This is a genomic window from Paraburkholderia tagetis (genome assembly GCF_022213065.1).
Lineage (GTDB): Bacteria > Pseudomonadota > Gammaproteobacteria > Burkholderiales > Burkholderiaceae > Paraburkholderia > Paraburkholderia tagetis.
In genome coordinates this window covers 48,784-66,244 of sequence record NZ_JAKLJA010000019.1, presented here as the reverse complement: position 1 = coordinate 66,244, position 17,461 = coordinate 48,784, and the positions used below count along the sequence as shown (strand labels likewise).

Sequence of the window (17,461 nt, the reverse complement as noted above, 5' to 3'; positions counted from 1 at the left end):
CCCGATGGGAGGGGCACGCGGAATTTCGCTATGCAAACAACAGGCATTCCAGAACTATCAACAGTGCAGAGGGTATTAATGGCAAAGCATCCGCCGTATTCCGTGGTTCTCACCTACGCGGAGGACCACCAAAAGCTCACGGTGCAAACCGTGGATCCGGCGAAGCTGGCTCCACTTGTGGCCGGCAAAATCGAAATGCCGATTCTTCTTGACGAGTACGATTTCAAGCTGGATGACGAATTCGCACGCCGGCTTGGCGTTGCGATGCTCAATCTGATTGCGCTCGGCCAGCCCGATATCGAGCAATTCATGTCGGTCACGCAAGAGCCGATCGACAAGCCCTCACAGCCGTAACCCCGCTCGCTGACGGAAACCCGAAGCCGCCCCATGTGGGGTGGCTCGCGCTCCGGTCTTTCGCGGTGCCAGTGCGTTGCGCTGCTACGGTGCGCGGTGTTACCGGCCCCCGCGCGGGCGAATAGTCAACGGGCGTCGATGCCGCGCACTTCGTGATTAAAGGAGGAACAAACTAAAGGAGGAACAATCGCCGCCGAGTCAGTGCGCGCAGCCGGACGCAAGAGCGACGCGCGGGCGCTCGCCCGCGCTATCCGCCGCTATCAATAAACGCTCGGCTCGCCGGGCGGGCGCGTCTTGAAGCGCTTGTGAACCCAGTAGTACTGCTCGGGAATGCGCGGAATCTGCTCTTCGAGGAAGGCGTTCATGCGGCGTGCGTCCTGTTCGTCGTCGCCGGTGGGGTAGTTGTCCCAAGGCTTGAACACTTTGAGCCGATAACCCTTGTAATTGGGCAGCACTTCGCCGATGAACGGCACGACCTGCGCGCGGCCCACCTTTGCGAGACGCCCCACGGCGGTCAGCGTGCAGGTGGGCACGCCGAAGAACGGCACGAACGTCGAGTTGCGCATGCCGTAGTCCATGTCCGCGCCGAGCATCACAGGCTTTTTGTCGCGCAGCCAGCGCAGCACGATGCGCGCGCTGTCCGCGCGGCTCTCCATCTCGGCACCGAAGCGGCTGCGGCCCGCCTTCGCGGCGGCTTCGAACTCGGGGTTCGAGAACGGCTGGTAGAGCGAGCCGCACGGGCGATGCAGCGAGTAGTTGAGGAACATCGAGCCGGCTTCGATGCCGACGAAGTGCAGCCCGAGAAAGAGGGTGGGCGGCAGATTGGGGTCGGAAAGATCCACTTCGCTGTCGAGCTCGATAAGCTTTTCGAGCTTCTTCGCCGAGCCGAACCACTGCACGCTGCGCTCGATGTAGCTGCGGATCGCGTGGCGAAAGTGCAGGCCCGCGACTTCCTCGCGCTTGTCGTCGCTCCATTCGGGAAAGCACAGGCGCAGATTGGTGTGGACCACGCGCTTGCGCCGGCTAGGGATCTGGTAGAGCAGCCACCCGAGGCCGTCGCCGAAACGGGCGACAAGTCCATAGGGCAGGATCGCGAAGAGCTTGAGCAAGCCGATGGCGAAACGGGAGCCGAGCTTACCGAGCATGCGCGGCTCCCGTGGAATGCGAGGAAACAAAGAAAGGTGCGATGGTCGGCACGCGGTATGACTCTGCGGCAAATTAGGGAAGTCGCTATAATAAGGGCTTCGCCGAGTTAATAGACAACTTGCGGGGCGAAGCCGGCAGGGCAGCGGGTCGTGTGTTTCATCCACGAGCCAGGCGCCAACCGGGCAGGTAATCCGCTAAAGCGTCGCCGCTTCAAAGCTCCCGAAGCTGGCTACGTGAATATAACCGTCACCAGCTACAAGGAGCCTCACACGTGGCAAACGACTACTTCTTCACTTCGGAATCCGTCTCGGAAGGCCATCCGGACAAGGTCGCCGACCAGATCTCGGACGCGATTCTCGACGCCATCCTCACGCAGGACAAATACTCGCGCGTTGCCGCTGAAACGCTGTGCAACACGGGTCTCGTCGTCCTCGCAGGCGAAATCACCACGACCGCGAACGTCGACTACATCCAGGTCGCGCGCGACACCATCAAGCGCATCGGCTACGACAACACCGATTACGGCATCGACTACCGCGGCTGCGCGGTGCTCGTCGCCTACGACAAGCAGTCGCCGGATATCGCCCAGGGCGTGGACCGCGCGCACGACAACAACCTCGACCAGGGCGCCGGCGACCAGGGCCTGATGTTCGGCTATGCGTGCGACGAAACGCCCGAGCTGATGCCGCTGCCGATTCACCTCTCGCATCGTCTGGTCGAGCGCCAGTCGAACCTGCGCCGCGACGGCCGTCTGCCCTGGCTGCGTCCGGACGCAAAGTCCCAGGTCACCGTGCGCTATGTGGACGGTAAGCCGCATGCGATCGATACCGTTGTGCTCTCCACGCAGCACTCGCCGGACATCGACCTCGCGACGCTGCGCGAAGCCGTGATCGAAGAGGTCATCAAGCCGGTCCTGCCGCATGAGCTCATCAAGGGCGACATCAAGTTCCTCGTGAACCCGACCGGTCGCTTCGTGATCGGTGGCCCGCAGGGCGATTGCGGTCTCACGGGCCGCAAGATCATCGTCGATACCTACGGCGGCGCAGCCCCGCACGGCGGCGGCGCGTTCTCGGGCAAGGATCCGTCGAAGGTCGACCGCTCGGCTGCCTACGCGGGCCGCTACGTGGCGAAGAACATCGTGGCCGCCGGCCTCGCGTCGCGCTGCCTGATCCAGGTCTCCTACGCGATCGGCGTGGCCGAGCCCACTTCGGTCATGGTCAACACGTTCGGCACGGGCAAGGTCTCGGACGCCACCATCACGAAGCTCGTGCGCGAGCACTTCGACTTGCGTCCGAAGGGCATCATCCAGATGCTCGACCTGCTGCGCCCGATCTACGAGAAGACCGCAGCTTACGGTCACTTCGGCCGCGAAGAGCCGGAATTCTCGTGGGAAGCCACGGACCGCGCCCTTGCGCTGGCTGAAGCGGCCGGTACGGAGCCGGTGGCCGCGCTCGCGTAAGCACGTCGCACGAAGGCCGGCGCGGGTGCCGGCCTTGCTTGGCTCGTATGAAGAAAAACCCCGCCAGGACGCATGTCCCGGCGGGGTTTTTCGTTTCTGGCGCCGTACCTGGCGCAGGGTTTTGTCAGCGCATGGCGAAGCCGAACCAGCCCGTGCTGCTGGCGCCCATGCGGCGCGGGCGGCGGGCGTTGCGCGCCGTGTGCACGGTCGCGGGCGCCGCGAGCGTGCGCAGCGTCGCGTTGGGACGGTACAGCAGCGTGCGCAGCGAGAAGTGGCGCGCGCCTGCGCGCAGGCGCAGTACCGAGAAGAAGGAGTGGAACCACGTGCGCATGCCATCCACGGCGCGGACGCCGCGCACTTGCTGGGCGAGTGCGCGCGTGCGTGCGGCATGGTGGCGCAGGGCGCGCACGACGTGACGGCGGGCGGGACGCGCCGCCTTCAGGGCAGCATGGGTCATGCGGCGGGTACTGAAAAGGGTGTGCATGGCGTGTGCGGTGTCAGGTTCGGAGAGTGGCCTTGCGCGATGCTTCGCGCGGCACATCGATTCGAGCAGCAAACGTGCCCGTCTACAGGACGGTCACGATGACGGAAACCCATGGGATGAATTGTGCGGCGCGCGCGAAGCAAGAGACGGCGCGTCGGTGCGGACTGCGGGTTCATGCCTGGCGCACTTCGGGTATCGCGCGGCCTTGATGGACGGGGCTCCGGTGGCGGCCCCTGCACGCGATTGATGTTCTGGGCGATGTTCTGGGTGAAAACATAGCATCCGCGCAGAGTACACGCGAACCATGACACCCGAAAGTCGGTTAATACCCGCGTCTGCTCAAGTTTGAGGCAGCTCATTGGCGGTCTTCCCCTCGCCCTTTGGCACCGTCGAGGTGCATTTGCATCAGGGTTGTGCGTGGCGACCCCCTCCGCGCGTGCGCGCACGTTTTACAATCGAGCGGTTGGCGGCGCGCACAAGTCGAACAAGCAGCATTGGTACAAGCGCCGCCGTTGCCGCAGCCTTTCACGGCTGCGGCCTTCGCAGGCCTCGAACAACGGAAGTCCCATGTCAGTCCAATCCAAAAAGGAACAGGTGCAGGCGCTGAGCGAGCGCGGCTTCGTGGTCGTGCCGGGGCTCGTCTCGCCAGAGCGGTGCGACGAGATCAAGCGCGTGGCGCTGGAGCAATTGCACGCGGCCGCCGCGCCGCTCGAATTCGAAGCCGATCTGCGTTATCCCGGCGCGCCCGAGTCGAAAAACGCGCCCGGCGGCCATACGGTGCGCCGCTTGCTCGACGCGTATTCGCGTCATGCGCGTTTTCGCGAGTGGGCGACCTCGCCCGAAATCGCCGGCTGGATGGAGTTGTATTTCGGCGAGGAGCCGGTGCTCTCGCGTGCCCATCACAACTGCATGATGACCAAGCACCCGATGTACGGCAGCCTCACGGGCTGGCATCGCGACTCGCGCTACTGGTCGTTCGAGCGCGACGACCTGGTGTCGGTGTGGCTCGCACTCGGACCGGAGACCGTCGAGAACGGCGGCCTGTGGCTCGTGCCGGGCTCGCATACGGAGCCATTCACCTCGGAGCGCTTCGACGCCGCGAAATTCTTCCGCGCCGACCTGCCCGAGAACCAGGCGTGGATCAATCGTGCGACCTCGCCCGCGCTCAAAGCGGGCGACGTCGTGTTCTTCCACTGCAACACACTGCATTCGGCAGGCCAGAACCTGAGCGGCGACGTGAAGTTCTCGCTCGTGTTCACCTACCACGGCGCGAGCAACGTGCCGCTGCCGGGCACGCGCTCGGCTTCGCTGCCCGAGGTGAAGCTGGTGTGAGTGCGCTGCGGGCGGGTGCGCTCACATGCACACCTGCCCGCATGCTCGCACCGAGGCGCCGCGTGCCTTAGCGCCGGCGCCCCGAAATCGCGAGGCCGGTGATGCCGGCAATGGTCGCGGCCACGCCGCCCACGATCAGGATCATCGTGCGGTCGGTGGGCGCGCCGGTGAATGCGCGCGAGACATCGTTCGAGAACGAGTGAAACGACTGGCCGCCAAAGTAGAGCAGCACGACGCCGCAGGCGATCAGCGCGAACGAAATCGCTTTGACCATGAAGACCTCCCGGGGTATGACGAACGCCGCAGTGTAGGCGAGCGTCGCCGTGGCGTCCATCCGCGCATCCCACATGGTGGGCATCTGCACACGATGCGCGGATTGGCTACCATGACAGCCCGCGCACCTCGCGGACCCTCTGCTGGTCCCCGTGCTGGTCCCTGTTATTCCCTCATTTCGTCGAGGATTCGAACGATGGCCTACGAAGCCGCTGCTGAACGCTATTCGGAGATGCAATACCGCTTTTGCGGCAAGTCGGGACTCAAGCTGCCGGCGCTGTCGCTCGGGCTGTGGCACAACTTTGGCGACACCACGCCGATTTCGACGCAGCGCGACATCCTGCGCACGGCCTTCGATCTCGGCATCACGCATTTCGATCTCGCGAACAATTACGGCCCGCCCTACGGCAGCGCGGAAACCAATTTCGGCCGCATTTTCAAGGACGATTTCCGTCCTTACCGCGACGAGCTGCTGATCTCGTCGAAGGCCGGCTGGGACATGTGGCCGGGTCCCTACGGCCAGGGCGGCGGCTCGCGCAAGTACGTGCTCGCGAGCCTCGACCAGAGCCTGAAGCGCATGGGCCTCGATTACGTCGACATCTTCTATTCGCACCGCTTCGACGTGGAGACGCCGCTGGAGGAAACCGCCGGCGCACTCGCCACGGCGGTTCAGCAGGGCAAGGCCCTCTATGTGGGCATCTCGTCGTATTCGGCCGTGAAGACGCGCGAGATGGCGAAGCTGCTCGCCGAGTACAAGGTGCCGCTGCTGATTCATCAGCCGTCGTACAACATGCTTAACCGCTGGATCGAGCATGAACTGCTCGATACGCTCGACGATCTCGGTACGGGCAGCATCGCGTTTACGCCGCTCGCGCAGGGGCTGCTCACGAGCAAGTATCTGAACGGCGTGCCCGAGGATGCACGCGTGAACCGTCCGGGTGGCGGCTCGCTCAAGAGCGAGCACCTGAGCGCGCAGAACATCGAGCACGTGCGCAAGCTCAACGAACTGGCCCAGCGTCGCGGCCAAAGCCTCGCGCAGATGGCGATCGCGTGGACGCTGCGCGGCGGCCGCGTAACCTCGGCGCTGATCGGTGCGAGCCGCGCGGAGCAGGTCCGCGAGAATGTCGCCGCGCTGAAGAACCTCGAATTCTCGAAGGAAGAGCTGGCGGAGATCGACCGCTACGCGACCGAGGGCGACTTGAATCTGTGGGAGAAGCCGTCGACGGATCAGCATATCTAAGGGCGCTGTTTTACCGCTTTTACCGCTGCTACCGATAGCGTCTCCAGAAACCGCCTCGCATCATGCGAGGCGGTTTTTTTTGTCGATGTGTTTTGTGCTTGCGTGGAGGCGTTTTGCGGCAGTGCTTCACGTCTTGCGTCGGCGCGTTCGGGACGTTGTGGGCACTTCGTTGGCAAGTCTTCGGCCTGTCACGCGGCACTGCTAACGTCGCGGCAATCTTTGCCGCGAGGAATGTCGATGGAGTCCACGAGCGCCGTTCGTCCCGTATCCGCAGGGGCCGCTCCGCAGTCAGCCCCGCAGTTAGCGCCGCAGTCCGCTGCGCAGGCGTTGCCGCGCGCTCCGCACGTGGGGGCGAACGTCGCGCTCATTGCCGTTGCCGGGCTCGCGCTCGCGTATCAGCTATTCGGCTTGCCGCTGCTCCTGCACGCGGCGGGCGGCGTGTCGTTCGCGCTTCTGGCGTCGCTCGTGCTGGTCGTGCCGGTCGTGCTTGTCACGCCGATCCATTGGGGCTTGATCCATGAAGGCATACATGGGCAGTTACTGCCTTCGCGGCGCGCCAACGAAGCCGCCGCGCGCCTGCTCGCGATCGGCCTTGCGATACCGTTCGACGCGGTGCGGTTCGGACACCTGATGCATCACCGCTTCACGCGCGAGGCGTTCGATCGTCCCGATGTCGACGATGCGCGAGGGCCGCGCTGGCTGCGCCGGATCGCGTGGTATGTGCGGCTGCTGGGTGGGCTCTACGCGGCCGAGCTGCTCGCGCCGCTGCTTGCGTTCGTGCCGGCGCGCATGGCGCAGGCGCTGGTCGTGCGCGGCGTGGGCACGCATGACGGCGATGGCCAGCACGTGCAGCGGCTATTCGCGAACCACGCCGCCGATCCCGTGAGGCGCCGCCGCGCGCGTCGCGACGGGCTCTGCTCGCTTGCGCTCTATGGACTCGCTTTCTGGCTCTATGGGAAGGCGTGGCCGGTGCTGGCCGTGGCGATGTATCTGCGCGGGCTGTGGCTCTCGCTCGCCGATAACCTGCCGCATTACGGCGTGGCGCTGGACGAACCCGGCCGCGCGCGCGATTTTTACCTGCCGCGTGGGCTGGGCGTGCTGCTCATGAATCATCATTTGCATCGGCAGCATCATCTTCATCCGACGCTGCCGTGGGTGGCGTTGCCGGTGCTTGCGTGCGCCGAGGAGGCGTCGTCGGTACATTCGCGCACGCCCTATTGGCATGCGGCGCTGCGGCAGTTCAAGGGATTGCAGCCGGGCGTCGGGATGTGACGCGGCGCCAGTCGGCACATGGCGCTCACGGGCGCGCGCGGCGGACGACCGGCAGTGAACGAAGACGAATGACGGATGGAAGCGTCGTGGCGCTACATCAGCACGGGCAGCGTTTCCACTAGCGCGACGGCGCAAAGCGCACCGATCAGCGCGCCAATCACCCGTAGCGTGTTGTGCTTGAACTCGGTGGCGCAGGGCACAGCGCCGAGAAAGAGCGCGCCGGCGAGGGCCATCGGGATGATCATCACGAAGTCGCCGATCGTGAAGTAGCCTTCCATGCTCGTCTCCTGTTTGATTGTGGTGATCGCTTCGGACCTCAATCGAGTATAGGAGAGGCTAGCGAACAAGGCAGCGCATGTGCGCTGCCATGGCGATGCACCACGGAGCGCAGCCCTTGTCTGGCGGGGCTTCGGGGTAGCGCGGCTGATGCACCGCGCAATCCACTCGTTGGCTGGAAAGATTACGGACGACTTTCGTTCGGCGGACAACGACGTCCCCCGCCAAGGCTGCATGGCGTGCCTCAGGCCGCTCCGGCGCGCTCCCGTTCGCGCAGCCGCCACGCTCCGGCCAGCCCCATCACGAGCAGCACCACGACGAGCCCTGCCACGCCGCCCCAGCCCCAACTGGCCCAGAAGTGCCCGCCGATCGACCCCATGATGCTCGAGCCGAGGTAGTACGCGAGCAGATAGAGCGCTGCGGCCTGGCCTTTCGCTTCGCGTGCGAGGCGGCCGACCCAGCCACTCGCTACCGAATGTCCCGCGAAGAAGCCGATGGTGAGGCAGCAGATGCCCGCCGCGATCATGCCGAGCGACGCGAACATCGTGAGCACTACGCCCACGAGCATCAGCACGATTGCGGCGATCAGCACGGGCGAGCGTCCGAACTTGTCGGCCATGCGGCCCGACCACGGCGAGGCGACCACGCCGGTCAGATAGACGACAAAGATCGCGCCGATGGCGGCCTGGCTCATGTTGTAGGGCGGCGCGATCAGCCGGTAGCCGATGTAGTTGTAAAGCGTGACGAAGCTGCCCATCAGCACGAAGCCGAGCGCGAACAGCACGGGGAGGCCCGGCCGCGCGAAATGGCGCATGAGCGCCGCGCGGTGATGCGCGAAGCCAAGTCCGCTCCTCGGCACGAAATGGCGCGAGGGCGGCAGCAGCGCACGAAACGCGAACATCGACGCGAGCCCGAGCACGCCGATCACGGCAACAGCCGCGCGCCAGCCGAACAGATCGGTGCAGATGCCTGTAATCACGCGTCCCGCCATGCCGCCGATGGCGGTGCCGCCCACGTAGAGGCCCATCGAGAGGCCGAGGCCCTCGGGGTGCATTTCCTCGGCGAGCCAGGCCATGGCGACCGCGGGCACGCCGCCGAGCGCGATGCCTTCGAGCGTACGCAGCACGAGCAGCGTGTGCCAGTGAGGCACGAACGCCACCGCGAGCGTGAGCACTGAGGAGGCGGTGAGCGAGGCGGTCATCATGCCGCGCCGGCTCCAGCCTTCGGAGACGAAGCCCGCCACGAAGATCGCGCAGGCCAGCGCCGCCGTGGTGAGCGAGAGCGAGAGGCTGCTCTGCGCGGGGCTCACGCCGAACGCCTCCGAGAACGCGGGCAGGAGCGGCTGCACGCAATAGAGCAGCGAAAACGTCGCGTAGCCCGCGCACAGCAACGCGAGGCTCGCGCGCCAGAAGGCGGGCGTGCCGCGCTCGATATAGGGAATGGCGGATGGCGAAGTGCTGGACGCAGCGGTGTTGCGCCCGGCGCCCGGTGATGCAGTCACGACTCAAACTCCTCGCGGAAAAGCAAAGGCGCAACGATACGCCTTTCGCGCGATCCGTGCCGTCGCGCTTTCCGCGCTTGCCCGGGCGCTCCTTATGGCCTTATGGCGTTTCGCTGCCGCTCGCGGACCTGGGCGGATGCACGAGCGCGTCGTCCGAGGGCAGGGCCGCCGTGCTCCAGCCGCCGCCCAGCGCCTTCACGAGCGCGACGCTCGCCGCGAGACGCCGGCGCGCGATGCTCACGGCCTGGCGCTCGCTGGAGAGCGCCGTGGTTTGCGCGACCACCACGTCGAGATACGTGATCGCGCCGCTCTTGTAGCGATTTTCGACGATGGCGAGCGTGCGCTTCGCGGCGGCCACTGCGCGGTCCTGCGCAACGGCTTCCTGTTCGAGCACGCGCAAGGCCGCGAGGTTGTCCTCGACCTGGCCGAACGCATCGAGCACGGTTTCGCGATACTGCGCGACGTTCTCGTCGTATTGCGCGCGCGCCGCGTCGCGCACGGCGGCGCGGCCGCCGAAGTCGAGCAGCGTGCCAGCGAGCGCAGGGCCGAGCGACCAGAAGCGCGCGGGCGCGACGAGCCACTGGCTGTAATTGGTCGCCTCCAGCCCGCCTGTGACCGCGAGCATGAGGCTCGGGAAGAACGCGGCCTGCGCCACGCCCACCTGCGCGTTGGCGGCAGCCACGCGGCGCTCGGCGGCGGCGATGTCGGGGCGGCGCTCCAGCAGCGTCGAAGGCACGCCGGGCGGCGCGACAAACGCCTGGGCGGTGAGCGGCGCACCGGGCAGCACGGGCAGCGTGAAGGTGGACGGCGATTGCCCCGTGAGGATCGCGATGGCGTGTTCGAGTTGCGCGCGTTGCACGCCGAGATCGATCGCCTGCGCTTCGGTGGTTTGCAGTTGCGTCTGTGCCTGGCCGACATCGGCGTCGGTGGCGATGCCGCCGTCGTAGCGATGCTGCGTGAGCGCGAGCGATTCGCGGTAGGCGGCGAGCGTGTCGTCGAGCAACTGGCGCTCGCGGTCGAGGCCGCGCAGCTCGAAGTAGTCGGTCGCGAGCTCGGCCTGCATCGAGAGCAGCACGGCCTGCGTGTCGGCGGCGCTCGCCTGCGCGTTGGCCTTCGCATTTTCGACGCCGCGCGCGACGCGGCCCCAGACGTCGGGCTCCCAGGTGGCGTCGATGCCCACGAGGTAGTCGTTGATCGTGCGGCCTGCCGTCGACTTGAACGCGATGTTCTTCGAGGTACGCGCGCGCGAGTAGTCCGCGCCCGCCGTCACGGTCGGGAAGAAGCTCGAGCGCTGCTGCGCGACGTTCGCGCGCGCGGCGCGAAAGTGCGCCTGCGCGGCCTGCACGTTCTGGTTCGCCTGCGCGGCCCGAGCTTCGAGCGCGTCCAGTTGCGCGTCGCCATAGATCGACCACCAGGGGCCGCGCGGCGCGGTATCGGCAGGTTGCGCGGGCGTCCAGCCGCTGCCTTCGAGCTCCTTGTACGTGGCGGCGATGCCGACCTTCGGACGCACGTAGTCGGGGCCGACCTTGCAGCCCGCGAGCGCGGCGCTAAGGACGATCAGGACGCCAAGGACGGTGAGGGCGCTGCAGAGCGCCGCGCGGCGCGGCATGCTGAGCCGCGCGAAAGCGCTCGGGCCGATGGCGCGCTTCATGGTCGCCTTCATGGTCGCCCTCATGGTCGCCTTCATAGTGGCTTTCATGGCTTCCCGACGACGCGCACCGGCGTTCCATCGACGATCGAATCCTGCGGGTTCACGATCACGCGCTCGTTGCCCGCGAGTCCCGCGGCCACCGCCACGCGCGTGCCGAAGTCCACGCCGAGCGTGACTTTGACGAGCTTCACGCGGTTGTCCGCGCCGACGGTCGCGACTTTCACGCCATCGGGCCGGAACAGGAACGCGTTGCCCGGCAGCGTGAGCGGCGTGGCCTTGCCGTCGAGCGCGAAATGCACTTGCACATAGGCGCCGGGCAGCAGATCGCCGTTGGGATTGTCGACGTCCACTTCCACGAGCAGCGTGCGCTGCTGCGGGTCGACCGCGCCCGCGGTGCGCGCGACCACGCCCGGATAGCGCTTGCCTTGCGTTTCGTTGAGCGTGAGATACGCGTGCTCATTCGCGCGGATCTGCTGCGCGTACGCCTGCGGCACGTTCGCATAGACGCGCAGGCGGTCGGCCTGCGCGACATGGAACAGTTCCTTTTGCTGCCCGCCCGAGCTGCCAGCGTCGATCAGCGCGCCCACGTCGACATTGCGCGCCGTGACGATGCCGTCGAACGGCGCGCTCACCTTTTCGTACGACTGCAACTGCGAGAGCCGCGAGACGTTGAAGCGCGCTGCGTCGAGCGTCGCCTTTTTCGCGAGCATGTCGCCGGTCTTCTCGTCGGCGTCCTGTTTTGCCACGGAGCGGGTTTGCAGCATCTGCGTCCAGCGCCCGGCGGTCGTTTTCGCGAGCGCGTAGTTGGCTTCGGCGTTCGCGAGATCGGCGCGTGCGGCGCGCAACTGGTCGTCGACTTCGGGCGCATCGATCTCGGCGAGCAACTGCCCTGCCTTTACGTGCGCGCCGATATCCGCGTACCACTTGCGCAGATAGCCGTTGGTGCGCGCGTAAATGGGCGTGTCCAGAAACGCTTGCACATTGCCGGGCAGCACGAGATCGAGCGCGCGCTCGGAGCGCTGCGGCGTGACCACCTGCACGCTCAGCGTGCTTGCGCGTTGCGCTTCGCGCTCGAGCGCGGCGTGCGCGTTGTGACGCGACCAGATGCCCTGTGCGGCCAGCGCGATCACCACGAGCGCCGCGAGCACGAGCGGCCAGCGGCGTTTTTTGTGCCGGTCGCCGCGCGGGCCATGCGGATCTTGCGGCCGCCGTGGTCCATGCGGTCCGTGCGGTCCATGCGGTCCATGCGGTCCGTTCGGCCCGTGTGGCCCTTGCGGCGGCGGCGCGTCAGCGTGGCCCGGCTGCATGGCGGCTCCGCGTCGAAGGAGAAAAGGGAATCGTCGTCATGATTTGGGCACTACGTTTTCAATGGCGCGCTGGCGGCGCTCGCCGAGCTTGCGATACACGAGCGAGAACACCACGGGCACGAAGATCAGCGTCGCGAGCGTGCCCACCGCGAGCCCGCCGATCACGGCGCGCCCGAGCGGCGCATTCTGCTCGCCGCCTTCGCCCAGGCCGATGGCCATCGGCACCATGCCGATCACCATCGCGAGCGCCGTCATCAGCACTGGACGAAAGCGCGTGAAGCCCGCCTCGATGGCGGCGCGCGTGGCGTCGCCGTGTTCGCGCAACTGCTCGCGCGCGAAGCTGATCACGAGAATCGAGTTCGCCGTGGCGATGCCGATACACATGATGGCGCCCGTGAGCGCGGGAATGGAAAGCGTCGTATGCGTGAGGAACAGCATCCAGACGATGCCCGCGAGCGCGCCGGGCAGTGCCGAGATGATGATGAACGGGTCGAGCCACGATTGGAAATTCACGACGATCAAGAGGTACACGAGCACGATGGCGAACACGAGGCCGCCCAGTAATCCGGAGAACGAATGGTTCATCGTCTCGACCTGGCCGCGTAGACGGATCGTCGAGCCTTTGGGCAAATCGTCCTGCGTTTTGCTTGATTCGCGAATGATTTTCTCGACGTCGTCGGAGACCGCGCCCAGATCGCGGCCGTCCGCGCTGGCATAGATGTCGACGGTGGTCTGCGCGTTGTAGTGCGTGACGACCGCGTCGCCGGCCACGCGGTGCATGCTCGCGAGCGAGCCCAGGATATTGCTGCGCCCGTTCGCGGTGAGCGGAATATTAGCGAGCGATTGCAGCGAATCGATCGTGTACTGCGGCGCTTCGGTGATGACGTTGTAGCTCACGCCGTTCATGGGATTGAGCCAGAACGTGGGCGTGGTCTGCTGGCTGCCCGAGAGCGTGATGAGCAGGTCGCTCGCCACGTCCTTTTGCGTGAAGCCCGCTTGCTGCGCGCGCGTGCGGTCCACGTCGATGAAGATGCGCGGCAGGTCGGCGGGCTGCTGGATGCGCGCGTCGGCGAGACCCGGCACGCCGCGCAATTTCGCGAGCAGGCGCGCCGCGAAGGCGCGGTTGGCGTCCACGTCGCGGCCCGTGATCTGCACGTCGATGGGCGCGGGCATGCCGAAGTTCAGCGTCTGGCTCACGATATCGGCGGGCAGGAAGGCGAACTGGACGCCCGGGAATGTGTCGTTGAGCGTGCGGCGCAGCAGGCGCACGTAATCGGCCGTGGGGTGGTGGTCTTCGTTTAGCGAGATCAGCACGTCGGCGTCCGAGGTGCCGATCGTGCCGGTGTTGCTGTACGAGAGATTGATGCCCGAAACCGGCAAGCCGATGTTATCGATGATCGAATGCAGTTCGCGCGCGGGAATCAGCTGGCGGATGCGCTTGTCGATGCGGTCGGTGATGACGGCGGTTTCCTCCACGCGTGTGCCGGTTTTGGCGCGCAGGTGCAGCGCGATGGTGCCCGCATCCACCTCCGGAAAGAAGTCGCGGCCGAGAAACGGCAGCAACAGCAGTGAAAGAGCGCAGCACGCGAGAAACGCCGTCACGAACCACACGGGATGCGCGACGCGCGCCGCGAGAAACGCGCGATAGCGCACGCGCGTGCGCTCGAAACCGCGCTCGAACGCGAGGTGGATGCGCATGAATGGATTGCGCGTGCCCGCATGCATGTGATGGAGATCGGCGGGCTTGTGGTGATAGCGCAGCAGATACTTCGCGAGCGTGGGCACCAGCGTGCGCGAGAAGAAGTACGACGCGAGCATCGCGAACACCACGGCTTCAGCGAGCGGAATGAACAGATAATGCGCGACGCCCGTGAGCAGGAACATCGGCACGAACACGATGCAGATGGAGAGCGTGGAAACCAGCGTGGGCACCGCGATCTGGTGCGCGCCGTCGAGAATCGCCTGTTCGAGCGTCTTGCCCTGTTCGAGCTGCTGGCTGATGTTTTCGATGGCGACCGTTGCGTCATCAACGAGTATGCCGACGGCGAGCGCGAGGCCGCCGAGCGTCATGATGTTGATGGTCTCGCCTAGCGCCGCGAGCGCGATGATCGAAGTGATCATCGAAAGCGGAATGGAGATGGCGATGATGAGCGTCGCGCGCCAGTTGCCAAGGAAAAGCAGGATCATGAGCGCGGTGAGCGCGGCGGCGATGAGCGCCTCGCGCAGCACCCCCTGCACGGCAGCACGCACGAACAGCGACTGGTCGGCGACCGGGTCGATGTTGAACGAGGGCGGCACGAGATTGTGCAGCGTCGGCATCATCTCCTTGATGCGGTCGACGATCTCGAGCGTGGACGTGTTGCCGCTCTTGTTGATGGTGAGCAGCGACGCGCGTTGCCCATTCACGCGCACGATATTGGTTTGCGGCACGAAGCCGTCGCGCACGTGCGCGACATCGCGAATATAGATGGTGCCCGCCGCCGTGGTTTTCACAGGGATGTCGTTCAGCCCTGCTAGGGTGCTGGGGCTCGCGTTCATCAGCACCGAATATTCGGCCGCGCCGATCTTCGCCGTGCCCGAGGGCAGGATCAGGTTCTGCGCGCTGATGGCGTTCACCACGTCCATGGGCGAGAGGTTGTGCTGCTGTAGCGCGCGCTGGTCGATGTCGACCATGATCTGCCGCTGCTTGCCGCCATAGGGCAGCGGCGCGGAGGCGCCCGGCACCGTGGCGAGTTGCGTCTTGAGGAAGTTGTTGCCGTAGTCGAACAGCTCCTGCTCGGTGAGCTCCGGCGAGGAAAGCGACAGGCGCAGGATCGGCACCGTCGAGGCGTTGTAGCGCAGGATGAACGGCGGGTTGATGCCGGGCGGCAGCGAGCGCAGTTGCGCCTGCGAGAGCGACGTGACCTCGGCCAGCGCCTCGTCCACGTTGGCGTGCGGCTGGAAGAAGATCTTCACGACCGTCACGCCGTTGAGCGAGGTGGACTCGGTGTGCTCGATGTCGTTGACGGCCACCGAGAGCCCGCGCTCGTAGTTGATGGCGATGCGGCGCGACATCTCGTCGGCGGGCAGCCCCGTGTAGGTCCAGATGACCGACAGCACGGGAATGTCGATATTCGGGAAGATGTCCGTGGGCGTGCGCAGGATCGTCAGCGGACCGACGATCAATAGCAGAAGCGCCAGCACGATGAACGTGTAGGGGCGCTTGAGTGCGAGCCGGACGATCCACATGGAACGGCAGATTCCTTCGCTTGTGGCGGTGCGCCGCGCGAGGACTCGGGCCAATGGCGCAATGGCGTCCGGGTCCTGGGCAGCGGTGTTATGGCCGATATCAGTACGCAGCTATCGCGCGGTCATCGCGCAGTTGTCATGCTGTTATCGGATGTCTCCTTTGGGCAGGACTATAACGCTTGCCCCAAATAGTCAGAGTACTTTTGGAGGCACGGCTTCACAAGCGCCGCGGACCGTGTTTACCGTCTGTTACAGTCAGGTTTTTGTAAGTCGAATGGGGGCGCGAGCTGCCCCCCTATTTTTTGCTTTGCGCAAGCGGCCCAAATGAGGCAAAAATGCGTAAACCGGTTGGGTTGGTTGGGTCCGAAGCGCGCGAGCGGGCATCGGAAAAGCTGTAGTGAAGAGGCAGTGAAGCAGAAATGAAGCGAGGCAGTGGCCCGCCGGAGCAGGTTGGATGTGTGCGCAACTTCGAATGCGCACCAGTTTTTGTCAGCACACTGATCGGCTTTTCCTGCGGGGAAGCCGGCAATGGAATGGGAACGGGGAAACATCATGCAAGTCGGTTCTATCGTCCGCACGGTACATATCGCCGTGCCTCATGGCGCGCGTGGCATCGTGATGCGCATTCTCGGCGACATGGCCATGGTTACGTGGTACGTCGGGGAGCCTGGCGCGTCGAAGCAGCTCAACACCGAACCCTTTTTTCTGGTGGATCTGATAGATACGGGCGAGCACGTCATGCCCGTCGGCGCGAATCTGCACTGAGCGCGCCCCCAATTTGAACTGCAAACTGGGCGAACTGAATGAACTGAAGTTACCCCGAGTTTGGCCCGAATTTGACCTGGCCTCGCCGGCGCGGCGCGCACGATGCACAATGCGAGGATGAACGATCCAACCACATTTGCATCGGGCGATCCGTCCGGCACGAGCCAGGCCGCGCCTTACGCCCGCCTCACGCCCGAGTGCGTGCTCGATGCCGTCGATGGCATTCTGATGCCCGCGGGCCGTCGCACCGACGGCCGCATGCTGGCGCTCAACAGCTACGAGAATCGCGTCTACCAGATCGGCGTGGAGGACGAGGCGCCGCTCGTCGCGAAGTTCTATCGTCCCGAGCGCTGGACCAACGAGGCCATTCTCGAAGAGCACGCGTTCATGGCCGAACTCGCCGCGCGCGAGATTCCCGTCGTGCCCGCACTCGAATTCGAAGGCCGCACGCTGCACGAGCATGAGGGTTATCGCTTCGCGCTATTCGAGCGGCGCGGCGGTCGCGCGCCCGACCTCGACCGCAGCGAGACGCTCGAATGGATCGGCCGCTTCATTGGCCGCATTCACGCGGTGGGCGCGACCGAGCCGTATCGCGCGCGTCCTTCGATCGACATCGAGAGCTATGGCTACGAGCCGCGCAGCTGGCTGCTCGAACACGGCTTCGTGCCCGCCGACGTGCGCGAAGCGTGGGAAGCGGTCGTCGCGCTCGCGCTGCAAGGCGTGGAGGCGGCCTTCGAGCGCGCCGGCGACGTGCGCAAGCTGCGTTTGCATGGCGATTGCCACCCGAGCAACGTGCTCTGGACCGACGCGGGTCCGCACTTCGTCGACTTCGACGATAGCCGCATGGGTCCCGCTATCCAGGATTTGTGGCTGCTGCTGCCCGGCGACCGCGCGGACGCCTCGCGCGCGCTTGCCGATCTGCTCGCGGGTTATGAAGACTTCTGCGAATTCGACCCGCGCGAACTGCATCTGACCGAGGCGCTGCGCACGCTGCGGCTCATTCACTACTCGGCCTGGCTCGCGCGGCGCTGGAGCGATCCGGCATTCCCGGCGGCGTTCCCATGGTTCAACACCCAGCGCTACTGGGAAGAGCGCATTCTCGAACTGCGCGAGCAGATCGGCGCGATGCAGGAAGGGCCGCTCTGGCCCGTTTGAGTCTGTTTGAGTCTGTTT

At 65.7% G+C, this 17,461-nt stretch carries 15 protein-coding genes; 7 read left to right on the top strand and 8 right to left on the bottom strand.

Going from position 1 to position 17,461, the window contains the following annotated elements:
* The first annotated feature begins 78 nt into the window (after positions 1 to 78).
* Positions 79 to 354, top strand: coding sequence for a hypothetical protein (locus L5014_RS21355; RefSeq protein ID WP_238465791.1), 276 nt, complete (start codon positions 79 to 81; stop codon positions 352 to 354).
* 260 nt (positions 355 to 614) lie between these two features.
* Here the strand turns inward: L5014_RS21355 and L5014_RS21350 are convergent, their stop codons facing one another.
* The gene (locus tag L5014_RS21350; protein WP_238465731.1) at positions 615 to 1,499 is read right to left on the bottom strand and encodes a lipid A biosynthesis lauroyl acyltransferase; all 885 of its coding nucleotides are present in this window, start codon (positions 1,497 to 1,499) and stop codon (positions 615 to 617) included.
* Positions 1,500 to 1,771: 272 nt separating this feature from the next.
* Here L5014_RS21350 and metK point away from each other — a divergent pair, with 272 nt between their 5' ends.
* A complete protein-coding gene (gene metK, locus L5014_RS21345; RefSeq protein WP_238465730.1) occupies positions 1,772 to 2,959 on the top strand; it encodes a methionine adenosyltransferase in 1,188 nt (395 codons plus the stop codon).
* Positions 2,960 to 3,083: 124 nt separating this feature from the next.
* Here the strand turns inward: metK and L5014_RS21340 are convergent, their stop codons facing one another.
* Positions 3,084 to 3,443, bottom strand: coding sequence for a hypothetical protein (locus L5014_RS21340; RefSeq protein ID WP_238465729.1), 360 nt, complete (start codon positions 3,441 to 3,443; stop codon positions 3,084 to 3,086).
* 567 nt (positions 3,444 to 4,010) lie between these two features.
* Between L5014_RS21340 and L5014_RS21335 the strand changes: the two genes are divergently transcribed.
* Positions 4,011 to 4,775: a phytanoyl-CoA dioxygenase family protein gene (locus L5014_RS21335; protein ID WP_238465728.1), complete on the top strand. Its 765-nt coding sequence runs from the start codon at positions 4,011 to 4,013 to the stop codon at positions 4,773 to 4,775.
* 67 nt (positions 4,776 to 4,842) lie between these two features.
* Here L5014_RS21335 and L5014_RS21330 read toward each other — a convergent pair whose 3' ends face one another.
* Complete coding sequence (locus L5014_RS21330) at positions 4,843 to 5,049, bottom strand: DUF3185 family protein (RefSeq protein WP_238465790.1); 207 nt, start codon at positions 5,047 to 5,049, stop codon at positions 4,843 to 4,845.
* Between the two features lie 195 nt (positions 5,050 to 5,244).
* Between L5014_RS21330 and mgrA the strand changes: the two genes are divergently transcribed.
* Together mgrA and L5014_RS21320 are read left to right on the top strand one after the other, a co-directional pair.
* Positions 5,245 to 6,288: an L-glyceraldehyde 3-phosphate reductase gene (gene mgrA / locus L5014_RS21325; RefSeq protein WP_238465727.1), complete on the top strand. Its 1,044-nt coding sequence runs from the start codon at positions 5,245 to 5,247 to the stop codon at positions 6,286 to 6,288.
* A 237-nt stretch (positions 6,289 to 6,525) separates the two neighbouring features.
* Positions 6,526 to 7,560: a fatty acid desaturase gene (locus L5014_RS21320; RefSeq protein ID WP_238465726.1), complete on the top strand. Its 1,035-nt coding sequence runs from the start codon at positions 6,526 to 6,528 to the stop codon at positions 7,558 to 7,560.
* A 92-nt stretch (positions 7,561 to 7,652) separates the two neighbouring features.
* Here L5014_RS21320 and L5014_RS21315 read toward each other — a convergent pair whose 3' ends face one another.
* From L5014_RS21315 to L5014_RS21295, 5 genes are all read right to left on the bottom strand, one after another.
* Entirely contained in the window at positions 7,653 to 7,838 is a 186-nt protein-coding gene (locus L5014_RS21315) for a hypothetical protein (protein ID WP_035523451.1), read from the bottom strand.
* Between the two features lie 242 nt (positions 7,839 to 8,080).
* On the bottom strand, positions 8,081 to 9,337 hold the full coding sequence (locus L5014_RS21310) for an MFS transporter (protein ID WP_238465725.1): 1,257 nt from the start codon (positions 9,335 to 9,337) through the stop codon (positions 8,081 to 8,083).
* A 100-nt stretch (positions 9,338 to 9,437) separates the two neighbouring features.
* Positions 9,438 to 10,946: an efflux transporter outer membrane subunit gene (locus tag L5014_RS21305; protein WP_238465789.1), complete on the bottom strand. Its 1,509-nt coding sequence runs from the start codon at positions 10,944 to 10,946 to the stop codon at positions 9,438 to 9,440.
* Positions 10,947 to 11,032: 86 nt separating this feature from the next.
* Positions 11,033 to 12,295 carry an efflux RND transporter periplasmic adaptor subunit gene (locus L5014_RS21300; RefSeq protein WP_238465724.1) on the bottom strand — a complete coding sequence of 421 codons (1,263 nt, stop codon included), beginning with the start codon at positions 12,293 to 12,295 and terminating at the stop codon, positions 11,033 to 11,035.
* A gap of 36 nt (positions 12,296 to 12,331) precedes the next feature.
* Positions 12,332 to 15,523: an efflux RND transporter permease subunit gene (locus L5014_RS21295; protein WP_238465723.1), complete on the bottom strand. Its 3,192-nt coding sequence runs from the start codon at positions 15,521 to 15,523 to the stop codon at positions 12,332 to 12,334.
* A gap of 552 nt (positions 15,524 to 16,075) precedes the next feature.
* Between L5014_RS21295 and L5014_RS21290 the strand changes: the two genes are divergently transcribed.
* Both L5014_RS21290 and L5014_RS21285 read left to right on the top strand, forming a co-directional pair.
* Positions 16,076 to 16,288 (top strand): hypothetical protein, encoded by a 213-nt coding sequence (locus tag L5014_RS21290; protein ID WP_238465722.1) that lies wholly within the window; start codon positions 16,076 to 16,078, stop codon positions 16,286 to 16,288.
* Positions 16,289 to 16,405: 117 nt separating this feature from the next.
* Entirely contained in the window at positions 16,406 to 17,443 is a 1,038-nt protein-coding gene (locus tag L5014_RS21285) for a serine/threonine protein kinase (RefSeq protein WP_238465721.1), read from the top strand.
* Positions 17,444 to 17,461 lie beyond the last annotated feature (18 nt).

Coding starts and splice junctions, on each gene's coding strand:
- L5014_RS21340 (WP_238465729.1), bottom strand. CDS start 3,443: ATGCACACCCTTTTCAGTACCCGCCGCATGACCCATGCTGCCCTGAAG.
- L5014_RS21330 (WP_238465790.1), bottom strand. CDS start 5,049: ATGGTCAAAGCGATTTCGTTCGCGCTGATCGCCTGCGGCGTCGTGCTG.
- L5014_RS21285 (WP_238465721.1), top strand. CDS start 16,406: ATGAACGATCCAACCACATTTGCATCGGGCGATCCGTCCGGCACGAGC.
- L5014_RS21300 (WP_238465724.1), bottom strand. CDS start 12,295: ATGCAGCCGGGCCACGCTGACGCGCCGCCGCCGCAAGGGCCACACGGG.
- L5014_RS21335 (WP_238465728.1), top strand. CDS start 4,011: ATGTCAGTCCAATCCAAAAAGGAACAGGTGCAGGCGCTGAGCGAGCGC.
- L5014_RS21295 (WP_238465723.1), bottom strand. CDS start 15,523: ATGTGGATCGTCCGGCTCGCACTCAAGCGCCCCTACACGTTCATCGTG.
- mgrA (WP_238465727.1), top strand. CDS start 5,245: ATGGCCTACGAAGCCGCTGCTGAACGCTATTCGGAGATGCAATACCGC.
- L5014_RS21355 (WP_238465791.1), top strand. CDS start 79: ATGGCAAAGCATCCGCCGTATTCCGTGGTTCTCACCTACGCGGAGGAC.
- L5014_RS21290 (WP_238465722.1), top strand. CDS start 16,076: ATGCAAGTCGGTTCTATCGTCCGCACGGTACATATCGCCGTGCCTCAT.
- L5014_RS21305 (WP_238465789.1), bottom strand. CDS start 10,946: ATGCCGCGCCGCGCGGCGCTCTGCAGCGCCCTCACCGTCCTTGGCGTC.
- L5014_RS21315 (WP_035523451.1), bottom strand. CDS start 7,838: ATGGAAGGCTACTTCACGATCGGCGACTTCGTGATGATCATCCCGATG.
- L5014_RS21320 (WP_238465726.1), top strand. CDS start 6,526: ATGGAGTCCACGAGCGCCGTTCGTCCCGTATCCGCAGGGGCCGCTCCG.
- L5014_RS21350 (WP_238465731.1), bottom strand. CDS start 1,499: ATGCTCGGTAAGCTCGGCTCCCGTTTCGCCATCGGCTTGCTCAAGCTC.